This window comes from Priestia veravalensis, from assembly GCF_001457055.1.
Taxonomy (GTDB): domain Bacteria; phylum Bacillota; class Bacilli; order Bacillales; family Bacillaceae_H; genus Priestia; species Priestia flexa.
In genome coordinates, this window is sequence record NZ_KQ758657.1 from 19608 (window position 1) to 44338 (window position 24731).

20 protein-coding genes, 1 pseudogene and 1 riboswitch are annotated in these 24731 nt (G+C 39.2%); of the genes and pseudogenes, 13 read left to right on the plus strand and 8 right to left on the minus strand.

Features of this window, described 5'->3' with window-relative positions:
* The first annotated feature begins 169 nt into the window (after positions 1-169).
* From aspA to AS180_RS12835, 6 genes are all read left to right on the plus strand, one after another.
* Entirely contained in the window at positions 170-1600 is a 1431-nt protein-coding gene (gene aspA / locus AS180_RS12815) for an aspartate ammonia-lyase (RefSeq protein ID WP_025908898.1), read from the plus strand.
* Between the two features lie 61 nt (positions 1601-1661).
* Entirely contained in the window at positions 1662-2990 is a 1329-nt protein-coding gene (locus tag AS180_RS12820) for an NAD-dependent malic enzyme (RefSeq protein WP_062686890.1), read from the plus strand.
* Positions 2991-3111: 121 nt separating this feature from the next.
* Positions 3112-3255 carry a hypothetical protein gene (locus AS180_RS22615; RefSeq protein WP_156413489.1) on the plus strand — a complete coding sequence of 48 codons (144 nt, stop codon included), beginning with the start codon at positions 3112-3114 and terminating at the stop codon, positions 3253-3255.
* 178 nt (positions 3256-3433) lie between these two features.
* Complete coding sequence (locus AS180_RS12825; RefSeq protein WP_025908896.1) at positions 3434-3916, plus strand: PH domain-containing protein; 483 nt, start codon at positions 3434-3436, stop codon at positions 3914-3916.
* Positions 3909-5309 carry a PH domain-containing protein gene (locus tag AS180_RS12830; RefSeq protein WP_025908895.1) on the plus strand — a complete coding sequence of 467 codons (1401 nt, stop codon included), beginning with the start codon at positions 3909-3911 and terminating at the stop codon, positions 5307-5309. The genes AS180_RS12825 and AS180_RS12830 overlap by 8 nt, the downstream gene beginning before the upstream one ends.
* A 3-nt stretch (positions 5310-5312) precedes the next feature.
* Entirely contained in the window at positions 5313-5498 is a 186-nt protein-coding gene (locus tag AS180_RS12835) for a cysteine-rich CWC family protein (RefSeq protein WP_025908894.1), read from the plus strand.
* Between the two features lie 22 nt (positions 5499-5520).
* Here the strand turns inward: AS180_RS12835 and AS180_RS12840 are convergent, their stop codons facing one another.
* The 5 genes and pseudogenes from AS180_RS12840 to AS180_RS12855 form a co-directional block, all read right to left on the minus strand.
* Positions 5521-6882 carry a PFL family protein gene (locus tag AS180_RS12840; protein ID WP_025908893.1) on the minus strand — a complete coding sequence of 454 codons (1362 nt, stop codon included), beginning with the start codon at positions 6880-6882 and terminating at the stop codon, positions 5521-5523.
* A gap of 14 nt (positions 6883-6896) precedes the next feature.
* The gene (locus AS180_RS12845) at positions 6897-7169 is read right to left on the minus strand and encodes an ACT domain-containing protein (RefSeq protein WP_025908892.1); all 273 of its coding nucleotides are present in this window, start codon (positions 7167-7169) and stop codon (positions 6897-6899) included.
* Positions 7170-7259: 90 nt separating this feature from the next.
* A riboswitch (glycine riboswitch) is annotated at positions 7260-7335 on the minus strand.
* A 324-nt stretch (positions 7336-7659) separates the two neighbouring features.
* Positions 7660-7791: pseudogene (locus AS180_RS23570) on the minus strand (carboxypeptidase); the annotation flags it as partial.
* 358 nt (positions 7792-8149) lie between these two features.
* Positions 8150-8350 carry a cold-shock protein gene (locus AS180_RS12850; RefSeq protein ID WP_025908891.1) on the minus strand — a complete coding sequence of 67 codons (201 nt, stop codon included), beginning with the start codon at positions 8348-8350 and terminating at the stop codon, positions 8150-8152.
* Positions 8351-8531: 181 nt separating this feature from the next.
* A complete protein-coding gene (locus AS180_RS12855) occupies positions 8532-9602 on the minus strand; it encodes a DUF3900 domain-containing protein (RefSeq protein ID WP_025908890.1) in 1071 nt (356 codons plus the stop codon).
* A 170-nt stretch (positions 9603-9772) separates the two neighbouring features.
* Here AS180_RS12855 and AS180_RS12860 point away from each other — a divergent pair, with 170 nt between their 5' ends.
* Positions 9773-11029, plus strand: a complete 1257-nt coding sequence (locus AS180_RS12860; protein ID WP_061786198.1) for an Nramp family divalent metal transporter — start codon at positions 9773-9775, stop codon at positions 11027-11029.
* Between the two features lie 38 nt (positions 11030-11067).
* Here the strand turns inward: AS180_RS12860 and AS180_RS12865 are convergent, their stop codons facing one another.
* Entirely contained in the window at positions 11068-11970 is a 903-nt protein-coding gene (locus tag AS180_RS12865) for a LysR family transcriptional regulator (protein ID WP_025908888.1), read from the minus strand.
* Positions 11971-12107: 137 nt separating this feature from the next.
* Here AS180_RS12865 and gltB point away from each other — a divergent pair, with 137 nt between their 5' ends.
* A complete protein-coding gene (gene gltB / locus AS180_RS12870) occupies positions 12108-16661 on the plus strand; it encodes a glutamate synthase large subunit (RefSeq protein WP_025908887.1) in 4554 nt (1517 codons plus the stop codon).
* A gap of 16 nt (positions 16662-16677) precedes the next feature.
* Positions 16678-18159, plus strand: a complete 1482-nt coding sequence (gltD, locus tag AS180_RS12875; protein WP_025908886.1) for a glutamate synthase small subunit — start codon at positions 16678-16680, stop codon at positions 18157-18159.
* Positions 18160-18194: 35 nt separating this feature from the next.
* Here gltD and AS180_RS12880 read toward each other — a convergent pair whose 3' ends face one another.
* Positions 18195-18701 (minus strand): hypothetical protein, encoded by a 507-nt coding sequence (locus AS180_RS12880; protein ID WP_224840366.1) that lies wholly within the window; start codon positions 18699-18701, stop codon positions 18195-18197.
* A gap of 48 nt (positions 18702-18749) precedes the next feature.
* Positions 18750-19127, minus strand: coding sequence for a hypothetical protein (locus AS180_RS12885; protein ID WP_025908884.1), 378 nt, complete (start codon positions 19125-19127; stop codon positions 18750-18752).
* Between the two features lie 121 nt (positions 19128-19248).
* Here AS180_RS12885 and AS180_RS12890 point away from each other — a divergent pair, with 121 nt between their 5' ends.
* The 4 genes from AS180_RS12890 (at position 19249) to folD (ending at position 24646) form a co-directional block, all read left to right on the plus strand.
* Positions 19249-20607, plus strand: a complete 1359-nt coding sequence (locus AS180_RS12890) for a hypothetical protein (protein ID WP_025908883.1) — start codon at positions 19249-19251, stop codon at positions 20605-20607.
* A gap of 105 nt (positions 20608-20712) precedes the next feature.
* On the plus strand, positions 20713-22164 hold the full coding sequence (gene aldA / locus AS180_RS12895; RefSeq protein WP_025908882.1) for an aldehyde dehydrogenase: 1452 nt from the start codon (positions 20713-20715) through the stop codon (positions 22162-22164).
* Between the two features lie 373 nt (positions 22165-22537).
* The gene (locus tag AS180_RS12900; RefSeq protein WP_025908881.1) at positions 22538-23614 is read left to right on the plus strand and encodes an AI-2E family transporter; all 1077 of its coding nucleotides are present in this window, start codon (positions 22538-22540) and stop codon (positions 23612-23614) included.
* Positions 23615-23791: 177 nt separating this feature from the next.
* The gene (gene folD, locus AS180_RS12905; protein ID WP_025908880.1) at positions 23792-24646 is read left to right on the plus strand and encodes a bifunctional methylenetetrahydrofolate dehydrogenase/methenyltetrahydrofolate cyclohydrolase FolD; all 855 of its coding nucleotides are present in this window, start codon (positions 23792-23794) and stop codon (positions 24644-24646) included.
* Positions 24647-24731: the final 85 nt, after the last annotated feature.

The window sequence follows — 24731 nt, forward strand, 5'->3', positions numbered from 1 at the left end:
AACCTCTTTTGGAGTTACCTTGATTATTAGTATAATTTTCTTTATAATCAAAGCGTATATTAAGTGTTTAATAGAAGGTGTCATACAGCGTAGTACGCTAGTTAAAACAAAAAAGCTGAGAATTAAGCACGCTCACATAAAGATTAACTAATAGAAAGTAGGTCGCAGTATGGCGAAAAAGGAACAGCAAAGTCGTATTGAAAAAGATTTTCTTGGCGAAAAAGAACTTCCAAAAGACGTATATTACGGTGTCCAAACAATGCGCGCAGTTGAAAACTTTCCAATCACTGGATACAAAGTGAACAAAGAGATGATTCGTGCTCTTGCGATGATCAAAAAAGCAGCTGCTATGGCGAATATGGATACAAAACGATTATACGATGGTATTGGAAGCGCTATCGTACAGGCGGCTGACGAAGTGATTGCAGGTCAATGGCATGAATATTTCATTGTAGATCCGATTCAAGGTGGAGCGGGTACGTCAATGAATATGAATATGAACGAAATTATCGCAAACCGAGCGCTAGAACTAATGGGGTATGAAAAAGGTGATTATGTAAAGCTTAGTCCGAACAGTCATGTAAACATGTCACAATCTACGAATGACGTGTTCCCGACGGCTATTCATTTATCAACATTGCGCCTATTAGATGATTTATTAGCAACAATGGACAAGATGGTTGAAGTATTTAAAAAGAAAGCGAAGCAGTTTGATCCAATTATTAAAATGGGAAGAACACATCTTCAAGATGCAGTACCTATTCGTTTAGGACAAGAATTTGCTGCATATAGCCGTGTTTTAGAGCGAGATATTAAACGTATAAGCCAGTCTCGCCAACACTTATATGAAGTGAATATGGGAGCAACAGCGGTAGGAACAGGTTTAAATGCTGATCCGAAATATATCGAGAACGTTGTGAAATATCTAGCAGAAATTAGTGGACTACCATTATATGGCGCTGAGCACCTTGTGGATGCAACGCAAAATACAGACGCTTATACCGAAGTATCTGCTGCTTTAAAAGTGTGTATGATGAATATGTCTAAAATTGCAAACGACTTACGCTTAATGGCTTCAGGTCCACGGGCAGGCTTAGCAGAAATTAGCCTTCCTGCTCGTCAGCCGGGATCTTCTATTATGCCTGGAAAAGTAAATCCAGTAATGCCAGAGCTGATTAACCAAGTAGCATTCCAAGTTATTGGAAATGATACTACCATTTGCTTAGCTTCAGAAGCAGGACAGCTTGAGTTAAACGTAATGGAGCCTGTGCTTGTCTTTAACCTACTGCAGTCTATTAGCATTATGAACAACGGTTTTGACGCGTTTACAAAATATTGCTTAGAAGGTATTGAAGCAAACGAAGAACGGTTGAAAGAATATGTAGAGAAAAGCGTAGGCGTCATTACTGCTGTTAACCCACATTTAGGTTATGAAGTTGTTTCTCGTATTGCCAGAGAAGCCATTATGACAGGGAAATCTGTACGGGAACTTTGCTTACAATATGACGTATTGACAGAAGAAGAGCTAGATTTAATCTTAAATCCTTATGAAATGACAAATCCAGGTATTGCAGGTAACTCACTTTTTGATCGTCAATAATCGTTAGACAAGTAGACAGACTGATAATTAACACTAAAATGATAAAAATGGAGGAGTCAACATGAGCAATATTATCCGTACTTTAATGATTCAAACACCAAGCGTACCAGGAAATCTAGGACGAGTAGCTACGGCAATTGGTCGCGTAGGTGGCGATATTGGCGAGGTTGAAACAGTTAAGGTAGGCCATAACTATACGCGAAGAAGTATTACTGTACAGGTTGAGAGCGAAGAGCAGCTAGAAGAATTATTAGATGCAGTTCGTAGCTTGGACGGAATTACGCTACACACAGTTTCAGATGAAGTTTTACACGCTCACGAAGGCGGGAAAATTCAAATGAAAAGTAAAATGAAAATTGAAACGTTAGCGGATTTACGACGCGTGTATACACCAGGTGTAGCTAACGTATGTATGGCGATTAAAGAACAGCCGGAAAAAGCAAAAATTTATACAAGCATTAGCAACACTGTAGCTGTTGTAACAGATGGAACAGCAATCTTGGGTTTAGGTAATATTGGACCAGTAGCTGGTATGCCTGTTATGGAAGGTAAAGCAGCTCTTTTTGATCAGCTTACTAATATTAATGCTATTCCTATCTTATTAGATGTAAATAGTCCCGAAGAAATTATTCAAACAGTTAAAAATATTTCACCAGGATTTGGTGGTATCTTGCTTGAAGATATTGGTTCTCCACACTGTTTTGAAGTGGAAGAGCGCTTAAAGAAAGAACTAGACATTCCTGTTATGCATGACGATCAGCATGGAACGGCCGTAGTTACGTTAGCTGCAGCTATCTCAGCTTGTCGCAGTGCAGGTGTTAACTTAAAACAAGCTCGCGTTGGTCAAATTGGCCTTGGGGCAGCTGGTATTGCCATATGCCGCATGCTAATGGCATATGGTGTCGAAAGCGTAGTTGGCGCTGATAAATCTGAAGAAGCAAAAGATCGTCTTCGCTCTTATGGAGGCGAAACAGTTGATAGCTTAGAAGAGCTAATGGAGCAAAGTGATATTGTTATTGCAACAACTGGTGTACCAGGACTTATTAAAAAAGAATGGGTACAAAAGGGACAAATTATTTTGGCTCTATCAAATCCAAAACCTGAAATCGAACAAGAAGATGCGTTAGAAGCTGGTGCAATTTATGCAACAGATGGACGCTCTGTAAACAATGTATTAGGATTCCCAGGTATTTTCCGTGGCGTACTAAACGCTGGTGTTCGTGATATTACTCACAAAATGCTAGTTGCAGCTGCAGAAGCGATTGCAAATTCAACAAAGCCAGGGGATCTAGTGCCTCATCCGCTAAATGTTAATGTACATGAAGCTGTTGCTGAAGCAGTAGAGCGCGCAGCAGTACAAAGTGACGTAAAAAAGAACGTTTATCAATAATGAATAAAAAGAGGCTGGGACATAAGTAATTCAGTCAATGATAAACCTGAACGATTGAGAGTTCCTCACTTTTAATCGTTCAGGTTTTTTGTTGATTGGGAAAACCTAGTTTGGAAACAGGGTGGAATGGAGCGTAGGGCACTCGACTCCTGCGGGAAAGAGAGGGAAAACGGAGATCCCGCAGCATAGCGAGGAAGCTCAGGTTCCTCCCCGCGGAAAGCGAGTGGCCGTAGCGCAATGGAACGAACATGTTGTGACAATGTAAGGAGGTGAGAAAAGGGAGTGTTCGTCTTGTTGAAAATTTGTTTTGGTATGTCCTACTCTCTTTTTGTATACAAATTAGAAAAAATATGAAAAAATATGAAAAAATACATATTATTGAAACTTTTTGGGCAGCTCAAGCGTATAAGAAGAAAGAATACATGAATTGAGAGGAAATACATATGGAAATTACACATTTACAGGGGAAGCTACCTTCCGAAGCAAAAAGCGCAATGAGAATTCAAGCGCTATTGCCACATATATTGTGGTTAGCAGGAACGATTGGTTATTATGTTCTTGTCTATTTTTTTAATTGGTGGATCTGGATTTTTTGGGTTTCTGGAGCTCTGCTAATCGTTAGCTTTATTGTTTATGTTGTCATCGCTCCGAGCATTTACATGAAAGTGTATTCGTATCAACTAACAGAGACGCATATCGAAGTACAAAAAGGTTTGTTTATCTGGAATCATACAAAAGTGCCGATTGTGAAGGTTCAACATGTGGAAACATCAACGGGGCCAATTTTGCGTAAATACGGTCTGGCTTCAATTAATGTTGTAACAGCTGCAGGATTTCTTGAATTTCCGGCACTACAATCAGAAGACGCAAATAATTTACGCGAAACAATCGCAAAGATGGCAGAGGTGAAGGACGAATATGAATAAAAAGCTGCACCCACTTGCCGTTATTGTTCAAGCTGCAAAGTACATAAAAGACAATATTTTACCATTTGCATTTTTAATCATTCTTCAGCGAGATAAAGTACTGACATACTGGTGGGTTGGTTTAATTATTATAGGTATCAGCTTGTTTTTTGCATTTGTTAAATGGCAAACATTTCGCTACGAAGTTACAGAAAAAGAAATTCGAATTAAAAAAGGAGTCTTTAAAAAAGAAAATAGTTTTATCCAACGAACGCGTATTCAATCGATTCAAATTGATCAGCCTTTTCTGTTTCGCCTAGTTAAACTGGCACGGCTTCGTATTGAAACAGCAGGTGGAACAGGAATGGGTGCAGAAGTCGATTTACCAGGTGTTTTAATGAAAGACGCCCATGAGTTAAAAACAATGCTGCAAGCAGGGGAGTCTTTTTCAGTAGAAGAGAGTCCTGAAAGAAAACAAATCATTAAAACATTAAAGGTGCCCACCAGTCGCTTAGTGATTGCTGCTGCGCTATCGGCGAACTTTGGCTATATCTTTGCTGGACTGGGTGTACTATACGAATACGTGGATGACTTAATCAACCCGTGGATTCAAGATGCTTATGAACAGATTGTTACGCAGTCTATATTAGCTATTATCATATTAGTATTTTTTATTTTATGCATAGCATATATACTTTCTATTATCTTGTACGTAATCCGCTTTGGTAATTTTATGGTGGAGCGCTATGAAAAGCACCTTCAAGTTCAATACGGGCTATTAAACAAAAGCTCGCTTACGATTCCTTTTGAAAAAATTAAGGCGGTTACAGTTGAAGAAGGTTTGCTTCAGCGTTTATTTGGTTGGGGAGCCATTTCGTTAAAAGTCGTAACTTCTGATTTAGAGCAAAAAGTGTATTTACACCCATTTTTAAAACAAAAGGAAATAACGGAGGTTTTTTCAGAGTATCTTCCTACTTATCGTTATCTTGAGTTTAAGCCAAACGTAGTGCGCAATTATGTATGGTATAAGCTATCATATGTCTTCATTACAGCTTGCATTGCAGCAGTAGCAATCAGCTTTTGGAAAGTTCAGCTTGTGTGGGGAGTGGTTGTCATTTTGTTAGCTACTTCGTTGTTAACATGGTTTGGATATCACCAAGGAGGCGTAGCGATGACCCATGAATTTTTAAGTATTCGATCGCAGTTTATTACTCGAAAAACAACGGTTATGCAGCGCAGAAAGATTCAGGATGTAAAGGTGAAAGCAAGCAGCAGGTTTTGGGAAAAAGGATGTCGTCATCTTATTGTATCAACAATGGGTCTTGGTTCTTCCTACGGAGTTGGCTATTTACCGGAGCGCATATGGAAGCCGATCTTTGATAAAGCTACACATTGGGATGTAAAGAAAGAGTGAGTTATGATTAACAGAACCTGTCCACTGTGTGGAAAAAAGAATGGATGTCAGCATGTTTTAAAAGAAGAAGAGTTTACTTGCTGGTGCGCAGAAGAAGAGTTTCCAGATGCGTTAAAAGCAAAATCTAGTCATTCTTGCATTTGCAAATCTTGTCTGCAAGCGTATAAAGAGAGTCAGCGTGAAGAGTAATGATTACGCTGACTCTTTTTACTTAATTAATCAATGCTTGTAGGGGAGCAGGAATTCGTCCACCGCGATTTACTAATCGCTCAGAGCTATAAGGGTTAACACCCATGACTGGAGCTCGTCCTAGAAGACCACCGAATTCTACCATTTCACCTTCACTTTTACCGGGAACAGGGATAACGCGTACTGCGGTTGTTTTTTTGTTAATCATTCCAATTGCCGCTTCATCAGCAATCATTCCTGAAAGCGTAGCAGGACTAACATCTCCTGTTAAAGCAATCATATCTAAACCAACAGAACATACGCAGGTCATCGCTTCAAGTTTTGATAGATTTAGAGAACCGTCGGTAATACCTTTAATCATCCCGTTATCTTCACTGACCGGAATAAAAGCCCCACTTAGACCACCAACGTAAGAGCTAGCCATTGCGCCTCCTTTTTTCACAGCATCGTTCATAAGTGCTAACGCAGCAATTGTACCATGAGTACCCACACGTTCTAACCCAATTTCTTCTAAAATTTCAGCAACGCTGTCGTTAATAGCATTAGTAGGAGCCAGTGATAAATCCATGATGCCAAAGGGAACGTTTAGTCGTTCAGCCACTACGCGTCCAATTAACTCACCAGCGCGCGTAATTTTAAATACCGTCTTTTTAATTACTTCAGATACCTCACCTAAATCAGCATTAGGATGACGTTTTAGTGCATTTAAAACAACACCAGGGCCACTAACACCTACGTTTAAGACCACTTCACCTTCACCTGAGCCGTGAAAAGCCCCGGCCATAAATGGATTATCTTCAACAGGGTTACAGAACACAACCAGCTTGGCGCAAGCAATGCCATCACGATCTTTTGTACGGTTAGCCGCTTCTTTAATAATAACGCCGAGCTGTTTTACAGCATCCATATTAATACCGGTACGAGTGGTGGCTACTGAGATTGAAGAACAAACGCGTTCTGTTACGCTAAGAGCTTCAGGTAACGCGTCTAGCAACGTTTGATCACTCTTTGAAATTCCTTTATGAATAAGAGCTGAGAAGCCTCCGATAAAATCGACACCAACCTGTTGTGCAGCACGGTCTAATGTTTTAGCGAGCGTGATTGTTTGTTCAACCGTTGCATGACCTAAAATCTCTGCGATAGGAGTAATTGAAATACGTTTATTTACAATTGGAATTCCATATTCTTTTTCAACCTGTTCAGCAGTTTCTTTTAATTCACCTGCATATGAAACAATTTTGTTGTAGACATTTTGATTCATTGTTTCAAAGTTAGAATCAGCACAGTCTCTTAAACTGATACCCATTGTTACTGTACGGATATCGAGGTTCTCCATTTGAACCATTCGGATGGTTTCCATCATTTCTGTTAAAGCAATACTCATATTTATTCCTCCTTTTATACGCGATGCATAGCTTGAAACGTTTCTTCAAGCTGCACGTGAATTTTTAAACCAAGCTCTTCGCTAACGTTATTTAAAGAATGTTGTAGCGAGTTTAGTTCAATAGCTGATACATCGACAATCATCATCATCGTAAAGAAATCTTGTAATATTGTCTGACTAATATCGAGGATGTTAACACCTTGATTTGATAAGACAGTTGTGACGCTTGAAATAATCCCTACTTGATCTTGTCCAATTACGCTAACCACAGCGCGCTTTTGTTGCATAATAATCACCTCAAAAATAATATAGAAAATAAAAAAAGAGATTGGAAGAATCCAATCTCGAATAGGTCATCGAATAACATACGTATGTATCGTTACTCTTCTGTCCTTTTGCCTGAGATTGTGAATCCTTCGGCGCCGCCTAAGCGGTCTCTCCAGAAGCTGCTCCTGTTGTAGTGTTATCCACAACAATCATTGCTTGGGGAATATTCAATTTAACATTGGCTCAAAAACCAATAGAAAAATCATATCAACAAAAGAAAAGATAGTCAATGTTTTTTGAACATTTCTATTGTTTCATCATGTTTACTTAGAATGGGAGAGTGTTTTGTGCTATATCACACTTAAAAATAGAGCAATGGAAGCAAAAGGTGAGAGGAGAGGTAGGAGCTAAGGCTTTTCATCAATAGTTCAGCAAAGGGAAAAGGGTACAATTGTTATAAATAGAAAAAAAGGAAAGCGCCTATCAGTCGCTTTCCTGTGATAATTTTTATTACTCGTCTTCTCCAGAAGGGCGAGTTGTTTGGGAGGCAAGCGTGTCCCAAAAGCTTGTATCTGCATTTTCTATTGAGCCATCTGAAATAGCTCTTACAGTTGAGTCTAAAGTAGTGATTGTTTGTTTAATGTGCCATTAGTTAAAAAAGGCATGAGCTTAAAATACTGTATTTTGAGAATATTTAAAGTAGAATGTAAACAAATTATTGTAACTGTACAAATAAGTGAAAGTTAAGACGAGGAGAAAGAGGGAGAGGGCGGATATCGCAGTGGATGGTTAGTTACTGATTATCATGAGATGTGTAATAAAAAATTAGGTATTATAAGAATACTATGCTATACTAAGTTTACCATTTTCTTTACCAGTTACTATCTGTGTTTTGATGTTCCCTATTCATTCGTGAGTAGGGTTTTTATTATGTCCAAATTTCAATGTAAATTAAAAACAGACTCTACAAGTAGAGTCTGTACATAGATGTCCGTATTAATTACGCTTTTTGAACGTTAGTAGCTTGAGGTCCACGTTGACCTTGCTCTACTTCAAAAGTTACAGCTTGACCTTCATCTAAAGATTTGAAACCTTCGCTTTGGATTGCTGAGAAATGTACGAATACATCGTCTCCGTTTTCGCGCTCGATGAATCCAAAACCTTTTTCTGCGTTAAACCATTTTACTTTACCTTGTTCCATTGTTGTTGCCTCCTCGTGTGCTTTGCACACATTGTGTTACTATTCTTGCTCAAATCTTCAGACGAAAGTTGTTAACTTGTCAATCCTTACCGAACAAAAATAATTCTTCTTAAGAATAACAGAAACAGTTCAGTATTGCAAGTAAAGTAAAAAATAGATGCGTCCGTTTATTATTTTTGGCTCATTCTTCCCAGCGCTTACTGCTGATTTTCTCAATAATCCCGTGCAAATCCCCAGGCTTATGAAACTCAATTGGAGACGCGCCTTTTTCAAACAAAATCGATTCTGCTTCAATTAACGCCACATAGCGTCCGTTCACTTTCGCTAAGTGAATATTTTCCCCGAAATCCGCTAACAGTCCTTTAATCTCCGTTTCGCCAAGCTTCATTTTAAGCTCGGCATCAGGCGTATGCTCGACGATATGAGCAGCAGCTTCCATAACTTGATGGGTATCCAAACGTTCTTGAAGCTCACGCTTTTCACTTGTTGCCCACAGTTCCATGTCTGATTCAAACTGTTCGAGTTCTACGCTTTCTGCTTCAAACGTTTCGCTGACGTGTTCACGCACCATATCCATCACTTGTGTTTTCATAATCTCGGGCATCGGCTCGTTGTAGTCAATGAATTTCAAGAAGTCTTCAAAGTAACGAGCGTGAGACGCTTGGTGGATGACAAGTTCGCTTTCTTCGACCATGCCTTCTTCAGGCATGTATGGGTATTGAATAGACTTCATGTTCTTGGTTGTAATGGCCATTTCGACATGGCGAATGAGCGTTGATTCATCGGTGATTGAGGCAACTTTGGGCTCAAAATCACATTTTAAAATAAATACAAACGCCTGATCGAAATATTTGCGCGGTACAGCGGATATAACTAAAAAAGCACCGCCTCGTACAGCTGCGGTATCTAAATATGCGTGAATAAACTGTTCGCTATTTTCCTCAAATTCCTCCTTTGCCGTTGCAAAGCGCGTGCGATGAAATAAATTATAGTTAGGATTAGAATCTAATGCGTGCCCAGGTTCCGTGACAAAGTAACCAAGCTTTGTAGGAACTTGTTCAGCTTTTGGATGGCGTTCAACCTTACGTTTAACAATTTTTTTAAACTCACCGTCTAAGAAGTCTTTAATTGAGCTTTCTTCGTATTCTTCTGTATTCAGCGTTTGAAAATGCTTGTAGCGTTTGTCTGCTTGCTCGTCTTTACCATCTACTTGGATGACGTAAAAAGATAAGAAATTAATTTTAAAGTCCATAGATTCACCTTGTTTCATTAAGAGTTCATCATTTCAGTATAGTAGAAAAAAGAAAAAAGCGTCAATGATAAATAAAATATCGAAAGGGTTGAAAAATCTAAACTTTCTAAAATTTACAAAAAATAGTATAATAGATAACGAGAGTCTAGTAAAACAAAGGAGGGAATTGTATGACTGTAGAATTACATACGAATGAAGCACCTACTCGGCTGAGGAGTCGACTTTCAAAAGTAGGTCCGGGATTGATTACGGCTGCAACGGGTGTAGGAGCAGGGGATTTAGTAGCCGCATTGGTAGCGGGGGCGACGCTTGGGATGACGTTCGCATGGGCTATTGTAGTAGGGGCCATTTTAAAGTACTACTTAAATGAAGGCGTAGGAAGATGGCAATTGTCAACTGGACAAACTATTTTAGAAGGCTGGAATTCAATGGGGAAATGGGCTACCAGCTATTTTGGAGTGTATTCAGTCCTTTGGGGGTTTGTATTTGGAGCTGCTGTTTCATCATCATGTGCCTTAGCCATGCATGCGTTATTTCCTCAGCTCCCGCTTTGGGCTTGGGCTATTATTCATGCACTTATTGGTTTTTTATTAGTTTGGAATGGGAGATATGCATTGGTTGAAAAGCTAATGACTGTTTTTGTTGGCATCATGTTTGTTACGGTTGTAGGCACTGCCATATTACTATCTCCAAATTTAACAGCACTTGCTGGAGGCATGGTACCAAAAGTACCTGAAGGATCGCTGATGAACGCTCTAGCTTTAATTGGAGGAGTAGGTGGTTCTATTACAATGGCTTCTTACGGATATTGGATTCGTGAAAAAGGCTGGAACCATCGTTCGTGGATTTCAATTATGCGCCTTGATTCAGCTGTTGCTTATATTGTAACCGCTATCTTTACGCTGTCTCTTCTCGTAGTAGGAGCGGAGTTTTTATTTGGGACAGGCATAACGTTGAGTGGTGAACAAGGTCTTATTCAGTTATCGAGTATGCTAGGCGAGCGCTTTAATGAACCGATGCGCTGGCTGTTTTTAATCGGTTTTTGGGCAGCTTCCTTTACGTCATTGTTAGGGGTATGGAACGGTGTACCATATCTATTTGCTGATTTTGTTCGCATTATGAAAAAAGAGGCGAAAAATCCAGGGGTCGTCGTGGAGAAAACCAAACCATACCGTGCGTATTTAATCTGGTTAACATTTCCTTCCATGCTTTTATTGTTTATTGGAAAGCCTGTTGGCCTTATTATGGCATACGGGGCGCTAGGAGCGTTATTTATGCCATTTTTAGCTCTGTCGCTACTTTGGCTTTTAAATTCAAAGCGAGTAGAAAAACAGTATCGTAATCCGTTATGGAATAACATCATGCTAGCTGTCTGTATTTTATTGTTTATTGTCTTAATGGTAAACGAACTACTTAATATTTTTTAAGCATATATAAAATAGAACAGTATAAATGAAGAGTTTCTTCATTTATACTGTTCTAACATAGCGAAAAAGGATTTAACAAACTCATAAAAAATTTGATCAGAAGGTGCTAAATTTCGGTTTCTTGGAATAATCATTCCGACTGTTCGTTTTACTTCAGGTGTGTGAATAGGAATCTTTGTTGTAAACCTGGGCGTTGTTTCAGAAACGGTGCTTTCAGGTAAAAGTGTAATTCCCATACCTGCAGAGACTAGCCCTTTAATTGCGTCTAAATCTTCACCTTCAGATGAAATATTTGGCATAAACCCAGCTTGCTTACAAGCATCTACGGCAATCTTACGAAGCACAAATCCATTTGGGAATAAAACGAAATCTTCGTTACGTAAATCGCGGAGGCGTAAATTTTCCTGTGTTGCTAAAGGATGACTTGAAGGAACAAGTGCCAGTATCTTTTCTGTAAATAAAATGTGCCCTTCAATATCTTCATCGTCTACTGGTACAGGGCCTAAAAACGCAATATTAATATCCCGCTTCTTAACGGATTCAATTAGAAATTTATAAGACCCTTGTCTTAAATGAAAAGCGACGTTTGGGTGATTCTCTTTAAACGCAGATATAATCGTAGGCAATAGATGACTTGATAGACTGGTAGGAAATCCAATTTTAATCGTTCCTCGCTCAGGATCTAAATATTCATCCACTTGTTCCTTTGCGTAATCAATTGCTTTCATGGCCGTTTCTGTATGTTCTAGAAACAGCTTTCCAATCGACGTTAACTTTACATTTCTTCCTTCTCTTTGAAATAACTCCACGCCCAGTTCATCTTCTAAGTTGGCAATTTGTCGACTGATAGCAGACTGCGCAACATGTAAATGTTCAGCTGCTTCAGATACGTGCTCACGTCTGGCAACTTCCATAAAATAGCGTAATTGTCTAAGTTCCATCGGCTTACTCCTTTTCTATATATCAAAATGAGATTGGTTTCATCTAAATTATATATTGTTTATATTAATTTGAAAACTTAAAATATAAACAAGTGGTCTTAATAAATAGATAAAGAAAACGAACGGGGGAGAAAAATATGACATACAATCAAATGCCGAAAGCTCAAGGTCTCTACCGTCCTGAGTTTGAGCACGATGCATGCGGAATCGGATTATATGCACACTTAAAAGGAGTGGCATCGCACGACATCGTAAAAAAAGGACTAAATATGCTTTGTCAACTCGATCATCGCGGTGGTCAAGGAAGTGATCCGCTAACGGGTGATGGAGCGGGACTAATGGTTCAAATTCCACATGACTTTTTCACAAAAGCATGTACTGATTTTTCATTACCTCAAAAAGGTCGCTACGGTGTAGGTATGATCTTTTTCTCAAATAATGAGCAAGAACAAAAAGAAATTGAAGGGTATATCAATGCTTTAATTGAACAAGAAGGACAAACGCTTGTAGGCTGGAGAACTGTACCAACAAATGTCGGAAAAATCGGAAAAGTAGCAAAGGAAAGCTGTCCGCACGTGCGCCAAGTATTTATTGGTGCAGATGAAAGTATTACAGATGATTTAGCGTTTGAACGCAAACTATATATTATTCGTAAACAAGCTGAATATTGGGCAGCAGAGCGTAAAAATCGCGTTTACTTCTCAAGCTTATCTAGCAGAACGATTGTTTATAAAGGTTTATTAACACCAGAGCAAGTAGATGCATTTTATCTTGACCTACAAGATGAAAACTTTACATCTCCTTTTGCTTTAGTACACTCACGCTTTAGTACAAATACGTTTCCAAGCTGGGAGCGCGCGCATCCAAACCGTTATTTAATTCACAATGGAGAAATTAATACGCTTCGTGGAAATCAAAATTGGATGAAAGCACGTGAGCAGCAGTTCGTATCAGAAGCTTTTGGTTCAGATCTTCATAAAATACTGCCAATTTTAGATAGTGAAGGTAGCGATTCGTCCATTCTAGATAATGCGCTTGAATTCTTTGTGTTAGCAGGTAGAAAGCCAGCGCATGCTGCAATGATGATGATTCCAGAACCTTGGACTGAAAATCCTCATATGTCTGATGAGAAGCGCGCATTTTATGAATACCATAGTGCTCTTATGGAGCCGTGGGATGGACCGACTGCTATTTCATTCACTGATGGAAAACAAATTGGTGCAATTTTAGATAGAAATGGGTTGCGTCCAGCGCGTTATTATGTGACAAAAGATGACTATATTATCCTTTCTTCTGAAGTAGGGGTTATTCCAGTAGAAGAGGACAATGTTCTTTATAAAGAGCGTTTAAGCCCAGGGAAAATGTTGTTAATTGATTTAGAAGAAGGACGCATCATTTCAGATGAAGAAATTAAAGCTGAAATGGCGCAAGCGGAACCGTATCAGCAGTGGTTAGATGAGCAGATGGTAAAGTTAGCTGCTTCAGCTGATGAAAAGCCAGAATCTTTTGATGACTTAGTTGTTCGTCAAAAAGCGTTTGGCTATACGTATGAAGATATTCATAAATATTTACTGCCGGTTGTGAACGAAGGAAAAGATCCGTTAGGTTCAATGGGGAATGATACGCCACTTGCAGTTCTTTCAGATCGTCCTCAGTCCTTATTCAACTATTTTAAACAGTTGTTTGCACAAGTAACGAACCCACCGATTGATGCAATTCGTGAGCAGCTGGTGACGTCAACAATGACGCTGCTAGGTGCAGAGGGCAATTTGCTACACCCAACAAAAGAAAATAGTCGTCGCATCCAGCTAGAAACACCAGTGTTAACGAATGGACAGCTTCAAACATTAAAAGAAGATAGCATTAAAGGTTTCAAGAGTGCTGTTCTTTCAACGGTATTTAAGGATGATTTGAAAGCATCTTTAGAAGATTTATTTAACGATGCAGAAAAAGCAATCGTAGAGGGTGCTAGTATTTTAATCTTAAGTGATCGAGAGATTAATGCAAACCGTGCACCAATGCCAATTTTATTAGTTGCAAGTGCTCTTCACCAGCATTTAATTTGTCGTGGTAGTCGTACAAAAGTCAGCTTAGTTATTGAATCTGGAGAAGTTCGTGAAGTTCATCATTTTGCAGCTTTAATTGGTTATGGAGCAGATGCAATTAATCCTTATTTAGCGTTTGCAACGTATGATTATGAAATTGCAGCTGGCAATTTAAAAACTTCTTATCAAGTAGCGGTAGCGAAATATGTAAAAGCAGTTACCGAAGGCGTTGTAAAAGTAATGTCTAAAATGGGGATTTCTACTGTGCAAAGTTACCGAGGAGCTCAAATTTTTGAAGCAGTTGGAATCGGTGAAGAAGTTATTGCAGCTTACTTTACAGGTACAGCATCTCAGTTAGGAGGAATTGGCTTAGATGTCATTGGAAAAGAAGCGCGCACACGACACGAAGCAGCTTATGCTGAAGCGTACGAACAAACTTTAGAGTCAGGAAGTGACTTCCAATGGCGAAAAACAGGTGAGCATCATGCGTTTAACCCGAAAACGATTCATACCTTACAATGGGCTTGTCGAAAAGGTGACTATGATTTATTTAAGCAGTTTTCAGAAGCTGCAAACGAAGAGCGTATCGGGTTCTTACGTAACCTTTTTGCCTTTAAACAAGAACGCCCAGCTCTTTCAATCGATGAAGTAGAATCTGTGGATTCTATTGTCAAGCGATTTAAATCAGGTGCTATGTCGTTTGGTTCTTTGAGTGAAGAAGCACACGAAGCATTAGCAATTGCGATGAATAAATTAGGTGCTAGAAGCAATAGTGGTGAAGGTGGAGAAAATCCAAGACGTTATGAGCTTGATGAAAACGGTGATAACCGTCGCAGTGCCATTAAACAAATTGCATCAGGGCGATTTGGTGTGAAAAGTCACTATTTAGTGAATGCTGATGAGTTGCAAATTAAAATGGCTCAAGGTGCTAAGCCAGGAGAAGGTGGACAGCTGCCTGGGAACAAAGTATACCCATGGGTTGCAGATGTACGTGGATCTACTCCGGGAGTAGGCTTAATCTCTCCTCCGCCACATCATGATATTTATTCAATTGAAGACTTAGCTCAGCTTATTCATGACTTGAAAAATGCCAACCGTAACGCTCGTATTAGCGTTAAGCTTGTATCAAAAGCAGGTGTTGGGACGATTGCAGCTGGTGTTGCAAAAGGTGTGGCAGATGTAATTGTTATTAGTGGATACGACGGTGGAACAGGTGCGTCACCAAAAACGAGTATTAAACATACGGGCCTACCTTGGGAGCTAGGTTTAGCAGAAGCTCACCAAACGTTAATGTTAAACGGTCTTCGCGAGAAAGTAGTGCTAGAAACAGACGGAAAGCTAATGACAGGAAAAGATGTTGTTATGGCAGCACTTTTAGGTGCAGAAGAGTACGGATTTGCTACGGCTCCGCTAATTGTATTAGGTTGCATCATGATGCGTGCTTGTCATTTAGATACATGTCCTGTTGGCGTAGCAACACAAAATCCAGAGCTTCGTAAAAAGTTCTTAGGTGAGCCAGATCATATCGTAAACTATATGCGCTTTGTTGCACAAGAAGTTCGTGAAATTATGGCAGAGTTAGGATTCAGAACGGTAGAAGAGATGGTTGGACGTACAGATGTGCTGCATGTTAGTGAACGTGCACAGTCACATTGGAAAGCGCAGCATTTAGATTTGACAACACTTTTACATCAGGTAGAGGGTATTCGTACGTTTAAGACGCCGCAAAATCATAAAATTGACCAGTCTCTAGATGTGCAAAAAATCTTACCTGCTGTACAGCAAGCGATTGAAGAGCAATATCAAGTGGATCTTTCGTTAGATATTCACAATACAAACCGAGTGGTAGGTACCGTTGTTGGTAGTGAAATCACCAAGCGTTATGGTGAGAAAGGATTGGCTGAGGATACGATTACGCTTCGCTTCTCAGGTTCAGCTGGTCAAAGTTTTGGAGCATTTATTCCAACTGGTATGACGCTTCATTTAACAGGAGATGCCAACGATTATATCGGTAAAGGCTTGTCAGGTGGAAAGATTACAGTATCTGCGCCAAAGCAATCCACTATCGTTTCAGGTGATAATGTTATTGTTGGAAATGTTGCGTTTATCGGTGCGACAAGTGGTGAAGCGTATGTAAGTGGCAGAGCAGGTGAGCGATTTGCAGTTCGTAACAGCGGTGCGCATGTTGTGGTAGAAGGTATCGGTGATCACGGCTGTGAGTATATGACAGGCGGTCGAGTTGTTGTTCTGGGAACTGTTGGTAAAAACTTCGGTGCAGGTATGTCAGGTGGTATTGCATACGTACTAGCAGATGATAAAGCAGAATTTAAGAAACTATGTAACCAAGAAATGATTGGTTTTGAAGGTTTAGAAGCTCAAGAAGCTGACGAAGTAAAAGCGATGATTGAGCGTCACCTTGAATATACAGATAGCCAAAAAGCAGCGTTTATTTTAGAAAACTGGTCACAAATGAGCAGTAAGTTTGTAAAAGTTATTCCAAATGACTATAAGCGTATGATTACTCGAATTGAAGAACAAAAAGAAGCGGGGCTTTCTGAAGAGGAAGCAATCATGAGCGCGTTTGAAGAAAATGCACAGCAAGAAAAAAAGTCAATTTCAAAACAACAAGAAGCGGTAGCTCAGTAAGAAAGGGGAGAGTAAAATGGGAAAACCAACAGGATTTATGGAAATTAAACGTGAAAAAGGCAAAGAAAGAGATCCTTTAAAACGTTTAAGTGACTGGAACGAATATGCTGCTCCTTTATCTGATGAAGCACTGAGTCGACAAGGAGCACGATGTATGGATTGTGCAACTCCATTTTGTCATATGGGGATGGATATTAACGCTTTTACATCGGGCTGTCCAATTTATAATTTGATTCCAGAATGGAACGATTTAGTATATAGAGGTCAGTGGAAAGAAGCGCTTGATCGTTTAATGAAAACAAATAACTTTCCTGAATTCACAGGGCGCGTTTGTCCAGCGCCTTGTGAGGGGTCTTGTACATTAGCTATTTCAGATCCTGCGGTTTCAATTAAAAATATTGAACGAGCAATTATTGATAAAGGGTTTGAAAACGGTTGGATTACACCACGTATCCCAGAGAAGCGCACAGGTAAAAAGATAGCAATTATCGGTTCAGGGCCAGCAGGTTTAGCGAGTGCAGATCAGTTAAACCAAGCTGGACACTCAGTCACTGTATATGAACGTGCAGATCGTCCTGGCGGTTTGTTAACTTATGGTATTCCGAATATGAAGCTTGATAAAGAGGTAGTCGCAAGAAGAATTCGCTTACTAACGCAAGAAGGTATTGATTTTGTCACAAATACAGAAGTTGGTAAAGATGTGACGCGCGAGGAACTTCAAGAGCAGTACGATGCGGTTATCCTTTGTACAGGTGCTCAAAAGCAGCGTAATTTAGTCATTGAGGGTAGAGAAGCAAAAGGCATTCATTTTGCGATGAACTATTTAACAACGACAACAAAAAGTATGTTAGATTCCAATTTCAAAGACGGTCAGTACATTGATGCTAAAGGTAAAGATGTAATTGTTATTGGAGGAGGGGACACAGGAGCAGACTGTGTAGCAACAGCACTACGTCAGGGGTGTCGTAGCGTCGTTCAATTTGGTAAGCATCCTCAGCTTCCAACAGAACGTACATCTGATAACATGTGGCCAGAGTACCCTCAAGTATTTAACCTTGAATATGCATATGAAGAAGCTCAAGCAAAGTTCGGAGATGATCCGAGAGAGTATTCAATTCAAACAAAAAAAATCGTGGCTGATGAAAATGGCAACTTAAAGGAGCTTCATACAATTCAAATGGAGAAGCTTGTTGATGAAAGCGGTCGTTATACATTTAACGAAATTCCAGGAACAGAAAAAGTTTGGCCAGCTCAGCTTGTCTTTATCGCAATTGGCTTTGAGGGGCCTGAGCAACCTGTGCTTGAGCAGTTAGGTGTTGAAACGAAAAATAACAAAGTGGCTGCAGCGTACGGTAAATATACAACAAATGTTGAAGGGGTATTTGCTGCTGGAGACGCACGTCGTGGTCAGAGCCTGATTGTATGGGCTATTCATGAAGGGCGCGAAGTAGCAAAACAAGTAGATCATTACTTAATGGGAGCTACTGTACTGCCATAACGTTTAAAAAGAGGACTACACTGTAGTCCTCTTTTTTAGCGTGGGTTAGGTGCCCCAGGTCCAGGGTTCTTGCGGAGATGCTCGAAAGCGACGGTTAAAACAGTTGTGGTGATGCGAGCTTGTGAAGCAGGGGACACGCTGTATAACGTCATAAGCTCAAAAATCCACGGCTCTTTTCGTTGAAGCTGTCGGTACGCTTTTTCAACTTTTTGATTAATCGTTCCTGTAAAGCTACTATAGTTATCATCTACAAATCTTACAATTGAACGAAACAAATATTCTGTTAGTTTATCGTCCATGCCTCCACGCTGTGCTTCACGATAGATACTTCGGTATTGCCTTTTTAAGATTTTCATCACGCGGTCTACGTCTTTAGTAGCGCGTATGAATTCAGCTTGATGAGGCAAGTATGCATACTGACTCTCGTCATATCGATATGGTTCTTCGTAAGACGTATTGATTGTTGGTACAGCGTAGGTGTATTGAGGCATTGTATGATAGTTTGGAGTATAGTCTGGGTAGCTCCAATGGTAATAATACATCCATTTCACTCGCTTTCAATTAGTATAAATTAAATGATTGTTTATCAATTAGTAAACGGGATGGTTGGTGTACTGGTGAAGTTTTTCTAAGTAATATCGAGGTGTTTTAAAGTACTTCCATGTACTATAAGCTGAATTTTTTGTTAAAACGTTAATATAAATAGGTGTATCAAGAAAGGTTTCTTTAGCGGGTAAGCTACTATAATAGCAATCAAATATTTTTAGTAAGTCAACTTCAATTGCAGTTTTTAGCGGCGTTATCTCATTGGAAGGAACAGTGAACGAGCCGAGTATAGAAGCACATTGATTTTTGTATGATATAACGTTTTGTTCTTTAATAAGGTCAAACTCAGATACTATCCATGTTTCATACGACTGAGCAGCAGGGTTTATAAAAGTAAGTCTTAGTTCCCAAGCGTTTATCATCTTTATCCCACCTCTATAATCTTTACCTATACTTTTTATGATGGAAGAGGTAAAATTTAACTATAGTGTTTTCACCTAGATAATCATCCATAACATATAAATATGACGGGAGATTGATAGTGTGAATGTCCAAGTATTTGATGGAAAAAATGACAACTGGTTGACAACGAAAAACCCCGCTCAGCTTGCAGCGGCAACCGTTGATGGAAATAGCGGTTTAGCACCTGTTTCCTGGGGGAGCGAACAAGAAAAAACAGGATGGTATCATATGTATCAACCTCAAGGGATTACGGGAGTTCAGGTCAAAGATAGAGTAGAAGATGGGAATATCGTTCTGCGAATTCCTGATAATTGGAATGGAAAGCTAGTGGCTGCTGGTATTCCGGCTACGCGAGGCGAAACGTCAACCGATTTATTGTTTAGTGACTACGTACTAGCTAAAGGATATGCGTTTGTAGCTTCTGATAAAGGAACACCTGGAGAGGAGCAAGAAGGTGATCCGTTTGCAAAAGCAAAAAATGCCCTATCAGTAGAATGTGCCTCTATTGCTAAATGGAATAGGCAATTTCGTGCGACGGTACGCTATGCTCAAGAATACTTATTTACGCACCGTAAGACGGATCAAGTAGCATCTGAGATTCCGACATATGGTCTTGGCATTTCAAATGGTGGCTACGTTATTCGGTATGCGATAGAAAGCGACGGGAAAAACGGTGAGCCTAAGCTTTTTAACGGAGCTGTAGAGTGGGAAGGTGTACTCTGGAGAGCAGAAGAGCCTAACTTGATTACATCTCTTACAACTGTTGTTCAGTCAGCAAAGGCTGCTCTATATGGTGGGAACTTGGCAGCAGTCAATTCTTTATATGAAGCTGGATTACCTAAAGGAACCGAATTTTTGTGGCCTTACCACGATCAATATTATTGGTTTTTAACGCTTAATATTTACCGAGATCATTTTGATTCTCATGCGCCTAAAAGACTGCAGTGGCCTGAATATTTAGCTTTGAATGAGCAAGGTATCCGCGACCGTTCCCGTGATGATATCTTTGAACAGTATAGTTATGCAAAGCGCCCAAAGAAGGTTAAAGAAAAAGTGAAAGAAATTGAAAACACAGGAGACCTTACCGCGCCTTTAATTAGCGTAACGGCAGCATATGATACCCTTATTTTCCCGCGCGTACATGCTTATCCTTATGAACAGCTAGTAAAAAAAACAGGTAAAGCTAAATGGCACCGTCATTACGTAATTGAAAATGGAAATCATATTGATGGGCTTGTTTGGAATGAGCATGTGGATCCCAATCGTAAGCTTCAACCCATGCTTCCATACGTATATCAGGCGTTCGAGCTGCTTATTCAATGGGTAGAGGAAAAGGTCGAACCGCCTGAAAGTCACTTTGTTCACGCACCTACTGAACCTTATAAAATAACGAATTTAAAAACAAAGCAATTTATGAATCCATTAACAACGCAGGGATAGGTTTAATACCTTCCCTGCTTTTTTATGTTTAAAATTCAGAAAGAGTGGAAGATACACAATAAGAACATACTAACTATTTAATGAATAACGGGGAGTGGGCCTGAAATGATGACGCATAAATTGTATATTAACGGACAGTATACAGACTCAACATCGAGTGAATTGATTGAAGTAGTAAACCCTTCTACAGAAGAAGTTATTTCGAAAATTTATAAGGGTACAGAAGAAGATGCAAACAAAGCAATCGATGCGGCATACGAAGCACAAAAAAAGTGGGAGAAGGTTCCTTCTGCAGAGAGAGGGAAAGTGGTTCGAAAGCTTGGAAATCAAATAAAAGAAAAGCGTGAACGTTTTGTGGAGCTGCTTATGGAAGAACAAGGGAAAAGTAAAGATCAAGCTGAAGGAGAAATTGATACTGCTATTGAGTACTTTTACTACATGTCAGAATGGGCTCGTCGCATTGAAGGTGAAATTATTCCAAGTGATCAACGCAATGAAAACATCTTTTTGTACAAACGTCCGATTGGTGTTGTAGCAGGAATAGTGCCGTGGAATTTTCCGATGTTTATTCTAGCGCGAAAAGTAGCGACAGCATTGATTACCGGCTGTAGCATCGTTTTAAAACCAAGTCAACAAACACCAAACACAGCTGCTGAATTTACAAAAATTATTGCACACATGAAAGAGCTCCCCGCAGGAGTTTATAATTTTATTACAGGAACAGGATCTACAATTGGTACAGCGATGGCCAGTAATCCGAAAGTAGGCATTGTCACAATGACTGGAAGTGTTCCGGCGGGTACAAAAGTGATGGAAACAGCAGCGAAAAACATTACCAAAGTCAACCTAGAGCTCGGTGGGAAAGCGCCAGCCATCGTAACAAAGCATGCAAATCTAGACGTTGCGGTTAAAAGCATTAAAACATCTCGTCTTACAAACGCAGGTCAAGCTTGTACAAATGCTGAACGTGTCTATGTTCATGAAGACGTTGCGGAGGAATTTATTAAAAAGATGACGCAGGAAATGTCCAATGTGAAAATTGGAAATCCTTTAACAGATGAAAATGTTGAAATGGGACCGCTTGTTAGTAAAGAGCGCCTTGAAACAGTAGAAAAGATGGTGGAAAATGCAGTAAAGCAAGGTGCGGAAATTCAAGCAGGTGGCAAACGTTTAGAGAAAGAAAAAGGTTATTTTTACGAACCTACCGTTTTATTGAACGTGACGCAGGATATGGAAATCATGCAGGAAGAAGTGTTTGGGCCAGTTCTGCCAATTATGACTTATAACGACCTAGATAAAGCCATAGAGCTTGGGAACGACTCTAAATATGGTCTTTCTTCATCAATCTATACAGATAATATTCATGAGGCAATGAAAGCAGCAAACGAATTAAAGTTTGGTGAGACATTTGTAAATAGAGAAAATTTTGAAGCCATGCAAGGTTATCATGCTGGTATGAGACAATCTGGATTAGGAGGAGCGGATGGTAAGCACGGCGTAGAAGATTTTCTGGTTACGCAAGTAGTTTATATGGAATATAATAAAGATTTTTCATAACCTCTATACAAATTTTATGCTGGGGTATAAATATTTTAGCTAACGAGATATCCGAACTATTAGAAGTTAACGACTTTTGATAGATCGGATATCTTTTTGTTCATTCCGGAAACAAATTAAAAGGACCATTTGGTTATGTCCCAGCTCTTTTTTTGTGTATGATGAGACCGGATTTCTTGAATTTTCCTGTTAATTTGGTATGATAAAGTACAATGTGAAAATTTTAAAAAAATATGAAACTAGATGAAATATAGTTCGTATTTACGTATATACGAAATACATATATTTATACATGTGTAAGGAGGAGTGAATCTTTAAGCTAGTAAAGTTAACAAATAAATTAAGATAAAATTAGGGAGTAGATTGTGTGAAAATGCCGCGTTTCTTTAAAAGTGGATTAGGAATTTTATTATTATTATTAATTCTATTTATGCTGTCAAAAGTGCAGTATATCTTACAGCCGATTGGCGTTATGATTACAACTATATTAGCTCCGATTTTAATCGCAGGGGTTTTGTATTACTTACTTAGCCCTATTGTTCGACTGATTATGAGAGCAAAGGTCCCCAAAACATTAGCGATTCTATTTGTTTTTCTTTCATTCATTGGTTTTCTAACCGGTGGAATCGTATTTTTATATCCTATTATTCAAGAACAGCTGTTGTCCTTAGCAAATTATCTACCAACGCTCGCGAAAGACGTGATGAATTTAATTAAAGATCTCCAACATTCACCGTTCACCGCTCGCTTTGCGGAAGAAGCAACAAAGTTTGATTTAGAGCAGCGCTTGACTGATATACTTGGGAACGTGGGGGATATGGCAACGACGATTGGTACAAGTACGTTAAAGATTTTTGACGTTTTGACAAGCACAATTATTGTCATTATTACCGTTCCGTTTGTACTATTCTATATGTTAAAAGATGGAGAAAACTTACCTAAGCGCATCGTTCGTTTGACACCAAAGCGCTATCGTCATGATATCGACGGAATTTTAAGTAAGATAAATACAGGATTGAGTGCATTTATCCAAGGGCAAATTATTGTCAGTATGTTCGTTGGGGTTTGCGTTTATATTTGGTATTTATTAATTGGGTTAGATAATGCACTTGTGTTAGCGTTAATTGCATTATTTACGAATCTTATTCCGTTTATTGGACCGTTTATTGGGACTCTTCCTGGTGTCATTATGGGATTAATTCAAGATCCGTATATGGCGCTTTACGTTATTTTAGGCGTACTAATTATTCAACAAATTGAAAGTAACTTAATTTCTCCTCAAGTAATGGGAAGAAAGCTTGACGTTCATCCTGTAACCGTGATTTTGCTTTTATTAATAGCGGGTAGCGTAGCTGGATTTTTAGGATTGTTATTAGCACTGCCAACTTATACAGTGTTAAAAGTAATTGTTAGTCATATCTATGGAAGATTAATGGAAGATGACGAATAGAGCAAGCGACGTGTGTGATTTATATCATACACGTTTTTTTGTAGATATTATCCGTTTATTTTTGAATTATATATAAAAAAATAATAGTTTTTTATAAAAATGTTGAAAAAATACGAACTTTTGTGTTAGATTATTTAATATAATTCGTAGATAAAGATTTGGAAGGAGCCGTTTTACATGACAGCAACGATTATTAAAGGTAAGGAAGTAGCAGCAGAATTACGTGCCGATTTAAAAGAAGAAGTCGCACAATTAAAAGAGCAAGGTGTTGTACCAGGACTTACAGTTATCTTAGTAGGTGATAATCCAGCTTCACACTCTTATGTGAAAGCTAAGGCAAAAGCATGTGAAGAAATTGGCGTGGCATCAGAAGTAATTAAGCGTGATGTTAACATTACACAAGAAGAATTATTACAAGAAATTCAACAGCTGAATGAAAGTGAAGCTGTACATGGAATTTTAGTACAGCTGCCATTACCAAATCATATTGATGAAAAAGCTGTGTTAAACGCGATTTCTCCTAAAAAAGATGTAGACGGTTTTCACCCTGTAAGTGTTGGAAATATGGTGATTGGAGACGAGTGCTATCTCCCATGTACACCACACGGAATCATTGAGCTAATCAAGCGTTCAGGTGAAGAGATTTCAGGTAAACATGCAGTTGTAATTGGTCGCAGCAACATTGTTGGAAAGCCGGTTGCTATGCTTCTTCTTCAAGAAAATGCAACGGTAACGATTGCTCATTCACGCACAAAAGACCTATCAGCAATGATCAAGCAAGCTGATATTTTAGTGTCTGCTGTTGGTAGACCACGCTTAGTGAAAGCAGAAGACTTAAAGCCAGGTGCTATCGTTATTGACGTTGGGAACACGATGGAAAATGGAAAGCTTGTTGGTGATATTGATTATGAACCAGCAAAAGAAGTAGCAGGGTATATTACACCAGTACCAGGCGGTGTTGGTCCAATGACGATTACGATGCTATTGAAAAATACAGTTGATGCAGCGAAAACAATTAACAATTTAAAGTGAAACCCTAGACACAAGAAAGAGACTGAGACATAAGTAGTTCAGCCTCTACTATACCTGAACGATTGAGAGTTCATAACTTTTAATC